Here is a 14,498-nt window from a genome sequence, read left to right as displayed (position 1 = left end):
CTCTGCCGCTCGGCTCTGGTAGAATCCCCGCCTTTACCTGCACCTGTGATGCGCCACCATGCCTGATTCCCTGAAAGCCCCGCAGAACACCCGCGTCATCGTCGGCATGTCCGGCGGCGTGGACTCCTCCGTCTCCGCCCTGCTCCTCAAGGAACAGGGCTACCAGGTGGAAGGCCTGTTCATGAAGAACTGGGAAGAGGACGACGGCACCGAGTACTGCACCGCCATGACCGACCTGGCCGACGCCCAGGCCGTCTGCGACCGCATCGGCATCAAGCTGCACACCGCCAATTTCGCCGCAGAATACTGGGACAACGTCTTCGAGCACTTCCTCGAGGAGTACAAGGCCGGCCGCACGCCAAACCCGGACATCCTCTGCAACCGCGAGATCAAGTTCAAAGCCTTCCTCGATTACGCCGTCGCCCTGGGCGCCGACCTGATCGCCACCGGCCACTACGTGCGCCGCCGCGACATCGACGGCCGCAGCGAACTGCTCAAGGGCCTGGACCCGAACAAGGACCAGAGCTACTTCCTCCACGCCGTGGGCGGCGAGCAGATCGGCAAGACCCTGTTCCCGGTCGGCGAACTGGAAAAGCCCGAGGTCCGCGCCATCGCCGAGAAGTACGGCCTGGCCACCGCGAAGAAGAAGGACTCCACCGGTATCTGCTTCATCGGCGAGCGCCGCTTCAGCGACTTCCTCAAGCAGTACCTGCCGGCCCAGCCGGGCGACATCGAGACCACCGACGGCACGGTCATCGGCAAGCACGTCGGCCTGATGTACCACACCATCGGCCAGCGCCAGGGCCTGGGCATCGGCGGCCTGAAGAATGCCGATGACAGCCCCTGGTACGTGCTGGAGAAGGACCTGACGCGCAACGTCCTGGTCGTCGGCCAGGGTAACGACCACCCCTGGCTGTTCTCCCGCGCCCTGCACGCCTCGCACATCTATTGGGTCAACCCCGTCGACCTGGACCAGCCCAAGAACCTGCGCGCCAAGGTGCGTTACCGCCAGGCCGACCAGGATTGCGTGCTGGAGCGCACCGAGAGCGGCTATCGCGCCGTCTTCGACGAGCCGCAGCGCGCCGTGACCCCGGGCCAGTCCGTCGTCTTCTATGACGGCGAGATCTGCCTCGGTGGCGGCGTCATCGAATCCGCAGAACCCGCGTTCGCTAAGGACCGCACATGAGCGATCTGCACGACCAGATCATCGCCCTCTCCGGCGTCTTCGAAGCCGCCGCCCTGGTAGACCGCCTCGCCCGCACCGGCCAGGTTCCCGAGGCGCCGCTGGGCTGCATGCTCGGCAGCCTGCTGGTGCGCGACCCGAAGACCACCCTCGACGTCTACGGCGGCGACACCGCCAACCTGCGCGAGGGCTTCCGTGCCCTGGTCAGCGCGCTGGAGCGCGACCCGAACAGCCTGCAGCGCGAGCCGCTGCGCTACGCGCTCTCGCTGATCGGCCTGGAGCGCCAGCTGAACAAGCGCGACGACATGCTCGACATCATGGGCACCCGCCTGGACCAGATCCAGCAGCAGGTGCAGCACTTCGGCCTGGTCCACGAGAACGTCATCGCCTCCTGCGCCGGCCTCTATCAGGACACCCTGAGTACCTTCCGTCAGCGTATCCAGGTGCACGGCGACATGCGCCACCTGCAGATCAATGCCAACGCCGCGCGCATCCGCGCCCTGCTGCTGGCCGGCATCCGTTCCGCGCGCCTATGGCGACAGCTCGGCGGCAACCGCTGGCAGATGCTGTTTGCCCGAAAGAAAATGCTCAACGAGTTGCGCCCCCTGCTGCGCGGCTGAAGCATGCCCTTCCGGTCGCCGCAAGGGCGACCGGTTCGCGCCATTCGTGTATGATGTGCGCCCTTTTCGTTGACCGACAGCTACGAGAACGCCCCCATGCAGCTTTCCTCCCTTACCGCGGTTTCCCCCGTTGACGGCCGTTACGGCAGCAAAACCAGCGCCCTGCGTCCGATCTTCAGCGAATACGGCCTGATCCGTTTCCGCGTCCTGGTGGAGGTCCGCTGGTTGCAGCGTCTCGCCGCCCATGCCGGCATCCCTGAAGTAGCGCCCTTCTCCGCCGAAGCCAACGCCGTGCTGAACCAACTGGCCGACGACTTCCAGCTGGAGCACGCACAGCGCATCAAGGACATCGAGCGCACCACCAACCACGACGTCAAGGCCGTGGAATACCTGCTCAAGGAGCAGGCGGCCAAACTGCCGGAACTGGCCAAGGTCAGCGAGTTCATCCACTTCGCCTGCACCTCCGAGGACATCAATAACCTGTCCCACGCCCTGATGCTGCGCGAAGGCCGCGACAGTGTGCTGCTGCCGCTGATGCGCCAGATCGCCGATTCCATCCGTGAGCTGGCGGTAAAATTCGCCGACGTACCGATGCTCTCGCGCACTCACGGCCAGCCGGCCTCCCCGACCACCCTGGGCAAGGAACTGGCCAACGTCGTGTACCGTTTGGAGCGCCAGATCAAACAGGTGGCTTCGGTCGAGCTGCTGGGCAAGATCAACGGCGCCGTGGGCAACTACAACGCCCACCTGTCCGCCTATCCGCAGGTCGACTGGGAAGCCAACGCCCGCGAATTCATCGAGGGCGACCTGGGCCTGAACTGGAACCCCTACACCACCCAGATCGAGCCGCACGACTACATCGCCGAACTGTTCGACGCCATCGCGCGTTTCAACACCATCCTCATCGACTTCGACCGCGACGTCTGGGGCTACATCTCCCTGGGCTACTTCAAGCAGAAGACCGTCGCCGGCGAGATCGGCTCCTCGACCATGCCGCACAAGGTCAACCCGATCGATTTCGAGAACTCCGAAGGCAACCTGGGCATCGCCAACGCGCTGTTCCAGCACCTGGCCAGCAAGCTGCCGATCTCCCGCTGGCAGCGCGACCTGACCGACTCCACCGTGCTGCGCAACCTGGGCGTCGGTTTCGCCCACAGCGTCATCGCCTACGAAGCCAGCCTGAAAGGCATCGGCAAGCTGGAGCTGAACGCCGCGCGTATCGCCGAAGACCTGGACGCCTGCTGGGAAGTCCTGGCCGAGCCGGTGCAGACCGTCATGCGCCGCTACGGCATCGAGAACCCCTACGAGAAGCTCAAGGAGCTGACCCGCGGCAAAGGCATCAGCGCCGAGGCCCTGCAGGTCTTCATCGAAGGTCTCGACATGCCGGCCGAAGCCAAGGCCGAACTGAAGAAACTGACCCCCGCGAACTACATCGGTAACGCTGCCGCCCAGGCCAAGCGCATCTGAGATTCGCCCCGACTTTGCACGCCCGGCTGTGCCGGGCGTTTTTGTTTCAAGGACTTAGACATGAATCCTGCTATTCCTCTTCAGCTTTTGGGCGGCATCAGCGCCGAAGAATTCCTCCGCGACTACTGGCAGAAGAAACCCCTGCTGGTGCGCCAGGCCATCCCGGATTTCAAGAGCCCGCTCGACCCTGACGAACTGGCCGGCCTCGCCCTGGAAGAGATGATCGAGTCGCGCATCGTCGTCGAGCACGGCGACAGCCCCTGGGAACTGCGCCGCGGCCCGTTCCAGGAAGACACCTTCAGCCAGATGCCCGAGCGTGACTGGACCCTGCTGGTGCAGGCTGTCGACCAGTTCATCCCGGAGGTCGCGGAGCTGCTGGAACACTTCAAGTTCCTGCCCAGCTGGCGCATCGACGACGTGATGATCAGCTACGCCGCACCGGGCGGCGGTGTCGGCCCGCACTTCGACAATTACGACGTGTTCCTGCTGCAGGGCCACGGCCACCGCCGCTGGAAAGTCGGCCAGACCTGCGATGCCAGCAGCCCGATGCTGCCGCACGCCGACCTGCGCATCCTCGCCGAATTCGAAGAGAGCGCCGAGTGGGTCCTGGAGCCCGGCGACATGCTCTACCTGCCGCCGCGCATAGCCCACTACGGCATCGCCGAAGACGACTGCATGACCTATTCGGTCGGCTTCCGCGCCCCCAGCGCCGCCGAAGTGCTGACCCACTTCACCGACTTCCTCGCCCAGTTCCTTTCCGACGAAGAGCGTTACAGCGACGCCGGCATGGCCGCGTTGAAAGGTGATTTCGACCAGCACCAGATCCAGCGCGACGCCCTCGACCGCCTGAAGAACCTGCTGCAGGAACACATGAGCGACGAGCGCCTGCTGCTCACCTGGTTCGGCCAGTTCATGACCGAACCGCGCTACCCGGAACTGGTGGCCGGCGAGGAGATCGAGGAAGCCGACCTGACCGCCGCCATCGAAGACGGCGAGGTCCTGATTCGCAACCCCAGCGCCCGCATGGCCTGGAGCGAAGTGGACGTCGGCCTGCTGCTGTTCGCCAGCGGCCAGACGGTGGTGCTACCGGAAAAACTGCGCGACCTGCTCAAGCTGGTGTGCTCGGCGGAATCGCTGCACGAAGGGAATCTCGGCCAATGGCTGGCCGACGACGATGGGCGTAAGCTCATCGGAGAACTGATCAAACAGGGCAGTCTGGAGTTTGCCGATGAGTAGCAAGATCAGGGTTCGCGTCGCGGACTGGCAGAAGGATAATGCCGATCTGCGGCGCATTCGCGAGGCGGTGTTCATCGCCGAGCAATCGGTCCCGCCGGAACTCGAATGGGACGCCGAGGATGTCGAAGCCGTGCACTTCCTGGCCTTCGAAGGCGACTACGCCATCGGTACCGCCCGCCTCCTGCCGGACGGGCATATCGGCCGGGTGTCGGTCCTCAAGGACTGGCGCGGACTTAAGGTCGGCGACCTGCTGATGCGCGCCGCCATCGAACAGGCGGAAAGTCAGGGCCTGCAGCGCCAGTTGCTGACGGCACAGGTCTACGCCATTCCCTTCTACGAACGGCTAGGCTTCCAGGTAGCCAGCGGCGAATTCCTCGACGCCGGCCTCCCCCACGTGGACATGGTGCGCGAGAGCGCGTGAGCACCAACCAGGCAAGCGCCTGAAAGTAAAGGAGCGACATGGAAAACGCCCCGGACCAAGACGACCTCCCGGTAGAGTTGCCGGACATCGAGTTTCAGTCACCGGGGCGTTTTGCCGTCCACAACCCGCCCAGCGAAGCGCTGCCGCCCATCGCCCTGGAGCCGGCACCCTTTCGCCTCGGCGAAGGCGATCAGTTGCATCGCTTCAGCAAGCCGGATGCCGCCCGCGCCCACGCCCTGGCGCTGATCCAGCAGGCACGCCGCACGCTCTATCTCTACACCCCTGACCTGGAGCCCTGGCTGTATCACCACAGCAGCATCCAGGAAGCGTGCACGCAACTGCTGCTGGGCAATCCGCGCAACCGTCTGATGATCCTGGTGCGCGACAGCACCCGCGCCGTGAAGGAAGGCCATCGCCTGCTCAACCTCAGCCGCCGCCTGTCCAGCTACTGCCAGATCCGCCGGATCAATCCCGACTACCCGAGCGAGGAGCACGCCTTCCTCCTCGCCGACAATTGCGGCCTGCTGCTGCGCCCGGAACCAGGCGAGTACGCCGGTTACGCGCACTACAACAACAGCGGTCGCGTCCGCCAATTGATCGCGCAATTCGAACAGACCTGGAACACCAGCGTCCTCGACCCGAACCTGCGGAGTTTCCTGATTTGAGCCTACGCCCAGTTGCCCTGATGCTTGCCTGCGCCTTCAGCCTTAGCGCCATCGCAGCGCCGCGCACCGAAATCATCCCGCTCAACTACCGCACCGCCGAAGACGTGCTGCCGGTGGCACAGCAGGTATTGGGCAACGAAGGCCGGGTCACCGCCTACGGCAACCAACTGGTCGTGAATGCCGAACTGGCGAAGATTCGCGAACTGCAGCAGGTGCTCGAACAGCTGGATACCCGCCCGCACCAACTGCTGATCAGCCTCGACACGGTCGACGGCAGCCAGGGCAGCCAGAGCGGCTACTCGGTGAACGGATCGGTCAGCGCCGGCAATGTGGAGATCCAGTCCGGCCGCGGCGAAGTGAACGGCCGTGACCAGGTGCGCATCATCAACCGCTCCACCAGCAGCCGCGGCGGTGGCACCCAGCAGGTCCGGGCCACCGAAGGCTCACCCGCCTTCATCCAGATCGGCCAGAGCCAGCCGGTGACCAACGCCGGTGTAGGTCCCTACGGCCAGGTCTACAGCCAGACCGAGTACCGCGACGCCAACCAGGGCATGTACGTGACAGCCAGCCTCTCCGGGAACCTCGTGCACATTACCCTGAGCACCCGCAACGATCGCTTCAACGGCAATTATCAGGGATCGATGAACACCAGCGCGGCCGACACCCGCGTCAGCGGCCCAATCGGGCAGTGGATCGAGATCGGCGGCGTCAGCGAAAGTAACCAGAGCACCCAGGGCGGCTATACCCGCCAGTACAGCACCCAGGGGCGCAGCGACAGCAGCCTGCGGGTAAAGGTCGAAGTGCTCGACTAATCCTTCCGTAGGTGACTTGCCGGTCCTCGTTAGACCTTCGTGTAGTAGCCAAAAAAAAACACTACAAAACGTTTGACGAACGCTCGTTTGAAAGGGCATGATGGCCTCGCTCCCGCTAACCAGAGGGCCTCAAAGCCCTTCGGACCAAGCCAGTGGCCCATCCGCCATGCAGGTCCGTGTTGTTAAGCCCACAAGGCGGATCGACGAGGTTGCGACTGGCAAGAGGTTGTCCTGAGGGACGGGGAAGCAAGCCTAAGCAACAGCACGAAGTGACGGATTCAGCCGTCCACCATCGCCCAACGGCTGCCACGAGCCGGCAAGCGATTCTGGATGTCACCGCTGCAGTCACGAGTCTGTACGCCGCGCCACCCCATTCCTCCAGCGTCATTCCTTCTTTCGGTCGCCCCTTCGCCCTCCCGCGGCGAGCAACCCGCAGTCAATTCCGTTTCGATACAGGTTTTGAGTGGGTAAGTCGGTGCTCAACCAAACATATACTTTGAAGGATTGACCATGTCCGCATATCAAAACGACATCAAAGCCGTTGCCGCTCTGAAAGAGAAAGCCGGTAACAGCTGGAGCGCTATCAACCCCGAGTCGGTTGCCCGTATGCGCGCTCAGAACCGCTTCAAGACTGGTCTGGACATCGCCAAGTACACTGCGGCCATCATGCGCAAGGACATGGCCGAGTATGACGCCGACAACTCCGTCTACACCCAGTCCCTGGGCTGCTGGCACGGCTTCATCGGTCAGCAGAAGCTGATCTCGATCAAGAAGCACCTGAAGACCACCAACAAGCGCTACCTCTACCTGTCCGGCTGGATGGTTGCCGCGCTGCGTTCCGACTTCGGCCCGCTGCCCGACCAGTCCATGCACGAAAAAACCGCCGTCTCCGGCCTGATCGAAGAGCTGTACACCTTCCTGCGCCAGGCTGACGCCCGTGAGCTGGACCTGCTCTTCACCGCCCTGGACAGCGCCCGCGCCGCCGGCGACAAAGCCAAACAGGACGAAATCCAGGCCCAGATCGACGGCTACGAAACCCACGTAGTACCGATCATCGCCGACATCGACGCCGGCTTCGGCAACCCGGAAGCCACTTACCTGCTGGCCAAGAAAATGATCGAAGCGGGTGCCTGCTGCATCCAGATCGAGAACCAGGTTTCCGACGAGAAGCAGTGCGGCCACCAGGACGGCAAAGTGACCGTTCCGCACGAAGACTTCCTCGCCAAGATCAACGCTGTTCGCTACGCATTCCTCGAACTGGGTGTTGACGACGGCGTGATCGTTGCCCGTACCGACTCCCTGGGCGCCGGCCTGACCAAGCAGATCGCCGTGACCAAAGAGCCGGGCGACCTGGGCGACCAGTACAACTCCTTCCTGGATTGCGAAGAAGTTTCCGCTGCCGAACTGCAGAACGGCGACGTGGTGATCAACCGCGGCGGCAAACTGCTGCGTCCGAAGCGCCTGGCTTCCAACCTGTTCCAGTTCCGCAAGGGCACCGGCGAAGACCGCTGCGTCCTCGACTGCATCACCTCGCTGCAGAACGGCGCTGACCTGCTGTGGATCGAAACCGAGAAGCCGCACGTTGGCCAGATCAAGGGCATGGTTGACCGCATCCGCCAAGTCATCCCGAACGCCAAGCTGGTGTACAACAACAGCCCGTCGTTCAACTGGACCCTGAACTTCCGCCAGCAGGTCTTCGACGCGTTCGTTGCCGAAGGCAAGGACGTTTCCGCCTACGACCGCGCCAAGCTGATGAGCGTCGAGTACGACGAGACCGAGCTGGCCCAGGTTGCTGACGAGAAGATCCGCACCTTCCAGCGCGATGGTTCCGCCCACGCCGGTATCTTCCACCACCTGATCACCCTGCCGACCTACCACACCGCCGCTCTGTCGACCGACAACCTGGCCAAAGGCTACTTCGCCGACCAGGGCATGCTGGCCTACGTGAAAGGCGTTCAGCGTCAGGAACTGCGTCAGGGCATCGCCTGCGTCAAGCACCAGAACATGGCCGGCTCGGACATCGGCGACAACCACAAAGAGTACTTCGCTGGCGAAGCCGCTCTGAAAGCCTCGGGTAAAGACAACACCATGAACCAGTTCCACTAAGAACTGGCTCACCGGCCCTTCGGGGCCGGGAGGCACCACAAAACCCCGGCCCAGGCCGGGGTTTTGCTTTTTACGCTTGGCCGAACCGCCAGCCTCCCCCTTCCTGCCCGCCAAGGGCAGATCGGCATCCACGTGCCAGCCTCGGGCTTCCTTTGAATGAATGGAAACGTCCATGCCCCAGCGCAACCGCCTCGCACTCGCCGCTCATCTCATCCAGCGCCTGCCGCACCCACTTCACGAATCGCTGCTCAGTCGCCTGTTCTGCTCCCAGGTACGCTTCGCCGGCACCGCGGGCATACGCATCCAGAAGCTCTCCAGCGATGAGGTACGGATGAGCCTGGCCAACCACCGCCGCGCCCGCAACCACATCGGCGGCATACATGCTGCGGCCATGGCGCTACTGGCCGAATCCGCCAGCGGCTGCCTGGTCGGCATGAATCTGCCCGATCACAAGCTGCCGCTGATCAAGACCCTCAAGGTGGATTACCTGCGCCGGGCCCGTGGCAGCCTGCGCGCTATCGCCACACTGGCTCCTGAGCAGCGTCGTGCAATGCTGGAGCAAGACAAGGGGGAAGCACTGATCCAGGTGACGCTCCTGGACGACTCCGGTGCAGAGCCGGTGCGCTGCGAGATGCACTGGGCGTGGGTTCGGAAGGGAAATTGAACCACCCCGAATGAGGGGCGCCCAGGGGAATTGCAGGGGGATAATTGAATGCCGAAGATTGAGCGAAATAAAAGCGTCGCCGCTTATATGTAGTAAAGTTACGGATATACGACACAGCAAATGATAATACTTATCATTTGTGGATTGGCAATTTATTGCGGTCAAATACCTCGAAAGTACTATTCGACCAAAGCCCAAGTGCCGCCACACTAAGCGCCCAGAGCCCCGCAAACAGGGCGCTACGGGAAATGCAAAAGGCTTTTGCCCGAATTAGAAGCATCTGTTTGTGTTGGAAAAATTTACTTGCTGAAGGCTTTGGGCATAAAATTGGAAAGATGACCTGAACCCTTAGCTCACTATCCTTGAGTTGTCGGGTTCGCAGTAGTCAGGCGTTGCGCCTGGAACCCAAGACAATCGTTATTTGTAGGAAGGAGTATCGGCATGCCCAATCCAGCTGAACTTGCAGCTCAACACTGGGGACTCGCCGCCTTCCTTTTAGGAGTGCTGGGCCTGCTCGGCTTCATGCTAGGGGTTTCCAGCCTGCTTGGCAGTAAGGCATTTGGTCGCAGCAAGAACGAGCCGTTCGAATCCGGCATCGTCCCCACCGGCAGCGCCCGCCTGCGTCTGTCGGCAAAATTCTATCTGGTCGCGATGCTCTTCGTGATCTTCGACGTCGAAGCCCTCTTCCTTTTCGCCTGGTCAGTGTCCGTCCGTGAAAGCGGCTGGGCCGGTCTGATCGAGGCAACCATTTTCATAGCAATTCTGTTGGCAGGTCTTGTCTACCTGTGGCGTATCGGCGCGCTCGATTGGGCGCCGGCGGCACGCCGCGCACGGCAGGCGAAGCTAAAACAATGAGGCTTTGGCGATGCAATACAAACTTACCCGGATCGATCCGGATGCGCCCAATGATCAATACCCGATCGGCCAGCGCGAAACGGTAGAAGACCCGCTCATCGAAGGGCAGGTCCACAAGAACATCTTCATGGGCAAGCTCGAGGATGTTCTCAACGGTGCGGTGAACTGGGGGCGCAAGAACTCCCTGTGGCCGTACAACTTCGGGCTGTCCTGCTGCTACGTGGAGATGACCACGGCGTTCACTGCGCCGCACGACATCGCCCGTTTCGGCGCCGAAGTGATCCGTGCATCGCCGCGCCAGGCTGACTTCATGGTCATCGCCGGCACCTGCTTCATCAAGATGGCTCCGGTCATCCAGCGCCTGTACGAGCAGATGCTGGAACCCAAGTGGGTGATCTCGATGGGGTCGTGCGCCAACTCCGGCGGCATGTACGACATCTACTCGGTCGTTCAGGGGGTCGACAAGTTCCTCCCCGTGGACGTGTACATCCCCGGCTGCCCGCCCCGTCCAGAGGCGTTCCTGCAAGGCCTGATGCTGCTGCAGGAATCCATCGGCCAGGAGCGTCGTCCGTTGTCCTGGGTTGTAGGCGATCAAGGCGTCTATCGCGCCGACATGCCTGCCCAGAAGGATCTCAAGCGCGAACAGCGCATTGCGGTCACCAACCTGCGCAGCCCCGACGAAGTGTGATCCGGCCCTCCACGAGAGGCCCGTTTTCACTCCACCGTTGACCGAGTGACTTAAAGACTATGAATGCAGACTCCGCTCTGTACATCCCGCCTTACAAGGCAGACGACCAAGACATCGTCGTCGAACTGAATTCCCGCTTTGGCGCCGAGGCCTTCACCGTCCAGGCCACCCGCACCGGCATGCCGGTGCTCTGGGTCGCCCGTGAGCGCCTGATCGACGTCCTCACCTTCCTGCGCAATGTGCCCAAGCCGTACGTCATGCTCTATGACCTGCACGGCGTGGACGAGCGCCTGCGCACCCAGCGTCGCGGCCTGCCGGGCGCCGATTTCAGCGTGTTCTACCACCTGATGTCGCTCGAGCGTAACAGTGACGTGATGATCAAGGTGGCCTTGTCCGAAGGCGACCTGAACCTGCCCACCGCCACCCGTATCTGGCCGAACGCCAACTGGTACGAGCGTGAGGTCTGGGACATGTACGGGATCACCTTCACCGGTCACCCGCACCTGACCCGCATGCTGATGCCGCCGACCTGGGAAGGTCACCCGCTGCGCAAGGACTACCCGGCGCGCGCCACCGAGTTCGACCCCTACGCGCTGTCCGCCGCCAAGCAGGACCTCGAGCAGGAGGCCCTGCGCTTCAAGCCCGAAGACTGGGGCATGAAGCGCCATGGCGAGAACGAGGACTTCATGTTCCTCAACCTCGGCCCGAACCACCCGTCCGCCCACGGTGCGTTCCGCATCATCCTGCAGTTGGACGGTGAAGAGATCCTCGACTGCGTTCCGGAGATCGGCTACCACCACCGTGGTGCCGAGAAGATGGCCGAGCGCCAGTCCTGGCACAGTTTCATCCCCTACACCGACCGTATCGACTACCTCGGCGGTGTGATGAACAACCTGCCGTACGTGCTCTCGGTCGAGAAGCTCGCCGGCATCAAGGTGCCGCAGCGCGTCGACGTCATCCGCATCATGATGTCGGAGTTCTTCCGCATCCTGAACCACCTCCTCTACCTGGGCACCTACATCCAGGACGTGGGCGCGATGACCCCGGTGTTCTTCACCTTCACCGACCGCCAGCGCGCCTACAAGGTCGTCGAAGCCATCACCGGCTTCCGCCTGCACCCGGCCTGGTACCGCATCGGCGGCGTCGCCCACGACCTGCCGCGCGGCTGGGACAAACTGGTCCGCGAATTCCTCGACTGGATGCCCAAGCGCCTGGACGAGTACGAAACCGCCGCCCTGAAGAACAGCATCCTGCGTGGCCGTACCATCGGCGTTGCCCAGTACAACACCAAGGAAGCGTTGGAATGGGGCACCACCGGCGCCGGCCTGCGCGCCACCGGCTGCGACTTCGACCTGCGTAAAGCGCGCCCCTACTCCGGCTACGAGAACTTCGAGTTCGAAGTCCCACTGGCGGCCAACGGCGACGCCTACGACCGCTGCATGGTCAAGATGGGCGAGATGCGCCAGAGCCTGCGCATCATCGAGCAGTGCCTGAAGAACATGCCCGAAGGCCCGTACAAGGCGGACCACCCGCTGACCACGCCGCCGCCCAAAGAGCGCACGCTGCAGCACATCGAGACCCTGATCACCCACTTCCTGCAGGTTTCCTGGGGCCCGGTCATGCCGGCCAACGAAGCCTTCCAGATGGTGGAAGCGACCAAGGGCATCAACAGCTACTACCTGACGAGCGATGGCAGCACCATGAGCTACCGGACCCGCATCCGGACGCCCAGCTTCGCGCACCTGCAGCAGATTCCGTCGGTGATCAACGGCAGCATGATCGCTGACCTGATCGCCTATCTGGGCAGTATCGACTTCGTTATGGCCGACGTGGACCGCTGATCATGAGTACCCTTATCCAGACTGATCGTTTCGAACTCAGCGAAACCGAGCGCTCGGCCATCGAGCACGAGATGCATCACTACGAGGACTCCCGCGCGGCGTCCATCGAAGCCCTGAAGATCGTCCAGAAGCAGCGCGGCTGGGTGCCGGACGGCGCCATTCCGGCGATCGCCGACATCCTCGGCATCCCGGACAGCGACGTCGAAGGCGTCGCTACCTTCTATAGCCAGATCTTCCGCCAGCCGGTCGGCCGCCACATCATCCGCGTCTGCGACAGCATGGTCTGCTACATCGGCGGCCACGAGTCCGTCGTTGGCGAAATCCAGAAGCAGCTGGGCATCGGCCTCGGCCAGACCACCGCCGACGGCCGCTTCACCCTGCTGCCGGTGTGCTGCCTGGGCAACTGCGACAAGGCCCCGGCGATGATGATCGACGACGACACCTTCGGCGACCTGCGTCCCGACGGCGTCGCCAAACTGCTGGAGGCCTACGCATGAGTCGCCTCACCTCCTACGGCACGCCCAATCGCACCGCGCGCGCGGCCGAAACCCACCCGCTGACCTGGCGCCTGCGTGACGACGGCGCCCCGGTCTGGCTGGAGGAGTACCAGTCGAAGAATGGCTATGCCGCCGCGCGCAAGGCGCTGGCGCAGATGGCCACCGACGACATCGTCCAGACGGTCAAGGACTCCGGCCTCAAGGGCCGCGGCGGTGCGGGCTTCCCCACCGGCGTGAAGTGGGGCCTGATGCCCAAGGACGAATCCCTCAACATCCGCTACCTGCTGTGCAACGCGGACGAGATGGAGCCCAACACCTGGAAGGACCGCATGCTCATGGAGCAGCTGCCGCACCTGCTGGTGGAAGGCATGCTGATCTCCGCGAGGGCGCTGAAGGCCTACCGCGGCTACATCTTCCTGCGCGGCGAGTATGTCGACGCGGCCCGTAACCTGAACCGCGCCATCGATGAAGCCAAGGCCGCCGGCCTCTTGGGCAAGAACATCCTCGGCAGCGGTTTCGATTTCGAGCTGTTCGTGCACACCGGCGCTGGTCGCTATATCTGTGGCGAAGAGACCGCGCTGATCAACTCGCTGGAAGGCCGCCGCGCCAACCCGCGCTCCAAGCCGCCCTTCCCCGCCGCCGTTGGCGTCTGGGGCAAGCCGACCTGCGTGAACAACGTCGAGACCCTGTGCAACGTGCCGGCGATCGTCGAGCACGGCGTCGACTGGTACAAGGGCCTCGCCCGTCCGGGCAGCGAAGACATGGGCACCAAGCTCATGGGCTTCTCCGGCAAGGTGAAGAACCCCGGCATCTGGGAACTGCCCTTCGGCCTTCCGGCCCGCGAGCTGTTCGAGGACTACGCCGGCGGCATGCGCGACGGCTACAAGCTCAAGGCCTGGCAGCCGGGCGGCGCCGGTACCGGCTTCCTCCTGCCGGAGCACCTGGACGCGCTGTTCTACGCCGGCGGCGTCGCCAAGGTCGGCACCCGTATGGGTACTGGCCTGGCCATGGCGGTGGACAACAGCGTCAACATGGTGTCCCTGCTGCGCAACATGGAAGAGTTCTTCGCCCGCGAATCCTGCGGCTGGTGCACGCCGTGCCGCGACGGCCTGCCGTGGAGCGTGAAGGTGCTGCGCGCGCTGGAGAAAGGCGAAGGCGCCCAGGGCGACCTGGAAACCCTCGAGCAGCTCGTCAACTTCCTCGGCCCAGGCAAGACCTTCTGTGCCCACGCACCGGGTGCCGTCGAGCCGCTGGGCAGCGCACTGAAGTATTTCCGTCCCGAGTTCGAAGCGGGCATTTCCCGCCAGGCTCAGGCCGTACAAGCACCGCAGACCGTCGGCGCTTGATGCTTTGATCGCCGGGCGCTGCGCCCGGCGTTGTTTCGTTGCAGTGCCGCGGCGTGCCGCCGGCCCGATGAAACCGTGATTTCTATTAGCCACGCCC

The 14,498-nt window shown here is 63.4% G+C and carries 14 protein-coding genes; all 14 read left to right on the top strand.

Going from position 1 to position 14,498, the window contains the following annotated elements; translation table 11 throughout:
- Positions 1–58: 58 nt before the first annotated feature.
- The 14 genes from mnmA to nuoF all read left to right on the top strand — a co-directional run bounded on the left by mnmA (position 59) and on the right by nuoF (position 14,401).
- Positions 59–1,186 (top strand): tRNA 2-thiouridine(34) synthase MnmA, encoded by a 1,128-nt coding sequence (mnmA, locus tag A9513_RS18110; RefSeq protein WP_176707267.1) that lies wholly within the window; start codon positions 59–61, stop codon positions 1,184–1,186.
- The gene (hflD, locus tag A9513_RS18105; protein ID WP_024765136.1) at positions 1,183–1,803 is read left to right on the top strand and encodes a high frequency lysogenization protein HflD; all 621 of its coding nucleotides are present in this window, start codon (positions 1,183–1,185) and stop codon (positions 1,801–1,803) included. The genes mnmA and hflD overlap by 4 nt, the downstream gene beginning before the upstream one ends.
- Positions 1,804–1,899: 96 nt before the next feature.
- Positions 1,900–3,270 carry an adenylosuccinate lyase gene (purB, locus tag A9513_RS18100; protein ID WP_024765135.1) on the top strand — a complete coding sequence of 457 codons (1,371 nt, stop codon included), beginning with the start codon at positions 1,900–1,902 and terminating at the stop codon, positions 3,268–3,270.
- 60 nt (positions 3,271–3,330) lie between these two features.
- Positions 3,331–4,506: a cupin domain-containing protein gene (locus tag A9513_RS18095; protein WP_024765134.1), complete on the top strand. Its 1,176-nt coding sequence runs from the start codon at positions 3,331–3,333 to the stop codon at positions 4,504–4,506.
- Positions 4,499–4,927 (top strand): GNAT family N-acetyltransferase, encoded by a 429-nt coding sequence (locus A9513_RS18090; protein ID WP_017517103.1) that lies wholly within the window; start codon positions 4,499–4,501, stop codon positions 4,925–4,927. Before A9513_RS18095 ends, A9513_RS18090 begins: the two co-directional genes overlap by 8 nt.
- Positions 4,928–4,965: 38 nt before the next feature.
- Entirely contained in the window at positions 4,966–5,592 is a 627-nt protein-coding gene (locus tag A9513_RS18085; protein ID WP_065085191.1) for a histone acetyltransferase HPA2, read from the top strand.
- A gap of 20 nt (positions 5,593–5,612) precedes the next feature.
- Entirely contained in the window at positions 5,613–6,404 is a 792-nt protein-coding gene (locus A9513_RS18080) for a secretin N-terminal domain-containing protein (RefSeq protein ID WP_083196162.1), read from the top strand.
- A 510-nt stretch (positions 6,405–6,914) separates the two neighbouring features.
- Positions 6,915–8,510, top strand: coding sequence for an isocitrate lyase (locus A9513_RS18075; RefSeq protein ID WP_024765130.1), 1,596 nt, complete (start codon positions 6,915–6,917; stop codon positions 8,508–8,510).
- A 172-nt stretch (positions 8,511–8,682) separates the two neighbouring features.
- Positions 8,683–9,174, top strand: a complete 492-nt coding sequence (locus A9513_RS18070) for a DUF4442 domain-containing protein (RefSeq protein ID WP_083196161.1) — start codon at positions 8,683–8,685, stop codon at positions 9,172–9,174.
- Positions 9,175–9,615: 441 nt separating this feature from the next.
- Positions 9,616–10,029 (top strand): NADH-quinone oxidoreductase subunit A, encoded by a 414-nt coding sequence (ndhC, locus tag A9513_RS18065; protein ID WP_015477476.1) that lies wholly within the window; start codon positions 9,616–9,618, stop codon positions 10,027–10,029.
- A 10-nt stretch (positions 10,030–10,039) separates the two neighbouring features.
- Complete coding sequence (locus tag A9513_RS18060; protein WP_017517109.1) at positions 10,040–10,717, top strand: NADH-quinone oxidoreductase subunit B family protein; 678 nt, start codon at positions 10,040–10,042, stop codon at positions 10,715–10,717.
- A 59-nt stretch (positions 10,718–10,776) separates the two neighbouring features.
- Complete coding sequence (gene nuoC / locus A9513_RS18055) at positions 10,777–12,558, top strand: NADH-quinone oxidoreductase subunit C/D (protein ID WP_024765128.1); 1,782 nt, start codon at positions 10,777–10,779, stop codon at positions 12,556–12,558.
- Positions 12,555–13,055, top strand: coding sequence for an NADH-quinone oxidoreductase subunit NuoE (gene nuoE, locus A9513_RS18050; protein ID WP_169887231.1), 501 nt, complete (start codon positions 12,555–12,557; stop codon positions 13,053–13,055). The genes nuoC and nuoE overlap by 4 nt, the downstream gene beginning before the upstream one ends.
- Positions 13,052–14,401, top strand: a complete 1,350-nt coding sequence (gene nuoF / locus A9513_RS18045) for an NADH-quinone oxidoreductase subunit NuoF (RefSeq protein WP_065085188.1) — start codon at positions 13,052–13,054, stop codon at positions 14,399–14,401. The genes nuoE and nuoF overlap by 4 nt, the downstream gene beginning before the upstream one ends.
- Positions 14,402–14,498 lie beyond the last annotated feature (97 nt).

The organism is Pseudomonas sp. AU12215 (assembly GCF_001675465.2).
GTDB classification, from domain to species: Bacteria; Pseudomonadota; Gammaproteobacteria; order Pseudomonadales; family Pseudomonadaceae; genus Pseudomonas; species Pseudomonas nitroreducens.
Note: the sequence above shows the minus strand (reverse complement) of the source record. Positions and strands in the feature narration are given on the sequence as shown.

Excerpts from the sequence above, each read along its gene's own strand:
- mnmA (WP_176707267.1), top strand. The coding sequence starts at position 59 with ATGCCTGATTCCCTGAAAGCCCCGCAGAACACCCGCGTCATCGTCGGC.
- hflD (WP_024765136.1), top strand. The coding sequence starts at position 1,183 with ATGAGCGATCTGCACGACCAGATCATCGCCCTCTCCGGCGTCTTCGAA.
- purB (WP_024765135.1), top strand. The coding sequence starts at position 1,900 with ATGCAGCTTTCCTCCCTTACCGCGGTTTCCCCCGTTGACGGCCGTTAC.
- A9513_RS18095 (WP_024765134.1), top strand. The coding sequence starts at position 3,331 with ATGAATCCTGCTATTCCTCTTCAGCTTTTGGGCGGCATCAGCGCCGAA.
- A9513_RS18090 (WP_017517103.1), top strand. The coding sequence starts at position 4,499 with ATGAGTAGCAAGATCAGGGTTCGCGTCGCGGACTGGCAGAAGGATAAT.
- A9513_RS18085 (WP_065085191.1), top strand. The coding sequence starts at position 4,966 with ATGGAAAACGCCCCGGACCAAGACGACCTCCCGGTAGAGTTGCCGGAC.
- A9513_RS18080 (WP_083196162.1), top strand. The coding sequence starts at position 5,613 with ATGCTTGCCTGCGCCTTCAGCCTTAGCGCCATCGCAGCGCCGCGCACC.
- A9513_RS18075 (WP_024765130.1), top strand. The coding sequence starts at position 6,915 with ATGTCCGCATATCAAAACGACATCAAAGCCGTTGCCGCTCTGAAAGAG.
- A9513_RS18070 (WP_083196161.1), top strand. The coding sequence starts at position 8,683 with ATGCCCCAGCGCAACCGCCTCGCACTCGCCGCTCATCTCATCCAGCGC.
- ndhC (WP_015477476.1), top strand. The coding sequence starts at position 9,616 with ATGCCCAATCCAGCTGAACTTGCAGCTCAACACTGGGGACTCGCCGCC.
- A9513_RS18060 (WP_017517109.1), top strand. The coding sequence starts at position 10,040 with ATGCAATACAAACTTACCCGGATCGATCCGGATGCGCCCAATGATCAA.
- nuoC (WP_024765128.1), top strand. The coding sequence starts at position 10,777 with ATGAATGCAGACTCCGCTCTGTACATCCCGCCTTACAAGGCAGACGAC.
- nuoF (WP_065085188.1), top strand. The coding sequence starts at position 13,052 with ATGAGTCGCCTCACCTCCTACGGCACGCCCAATCGCACCGCGCGCGCG.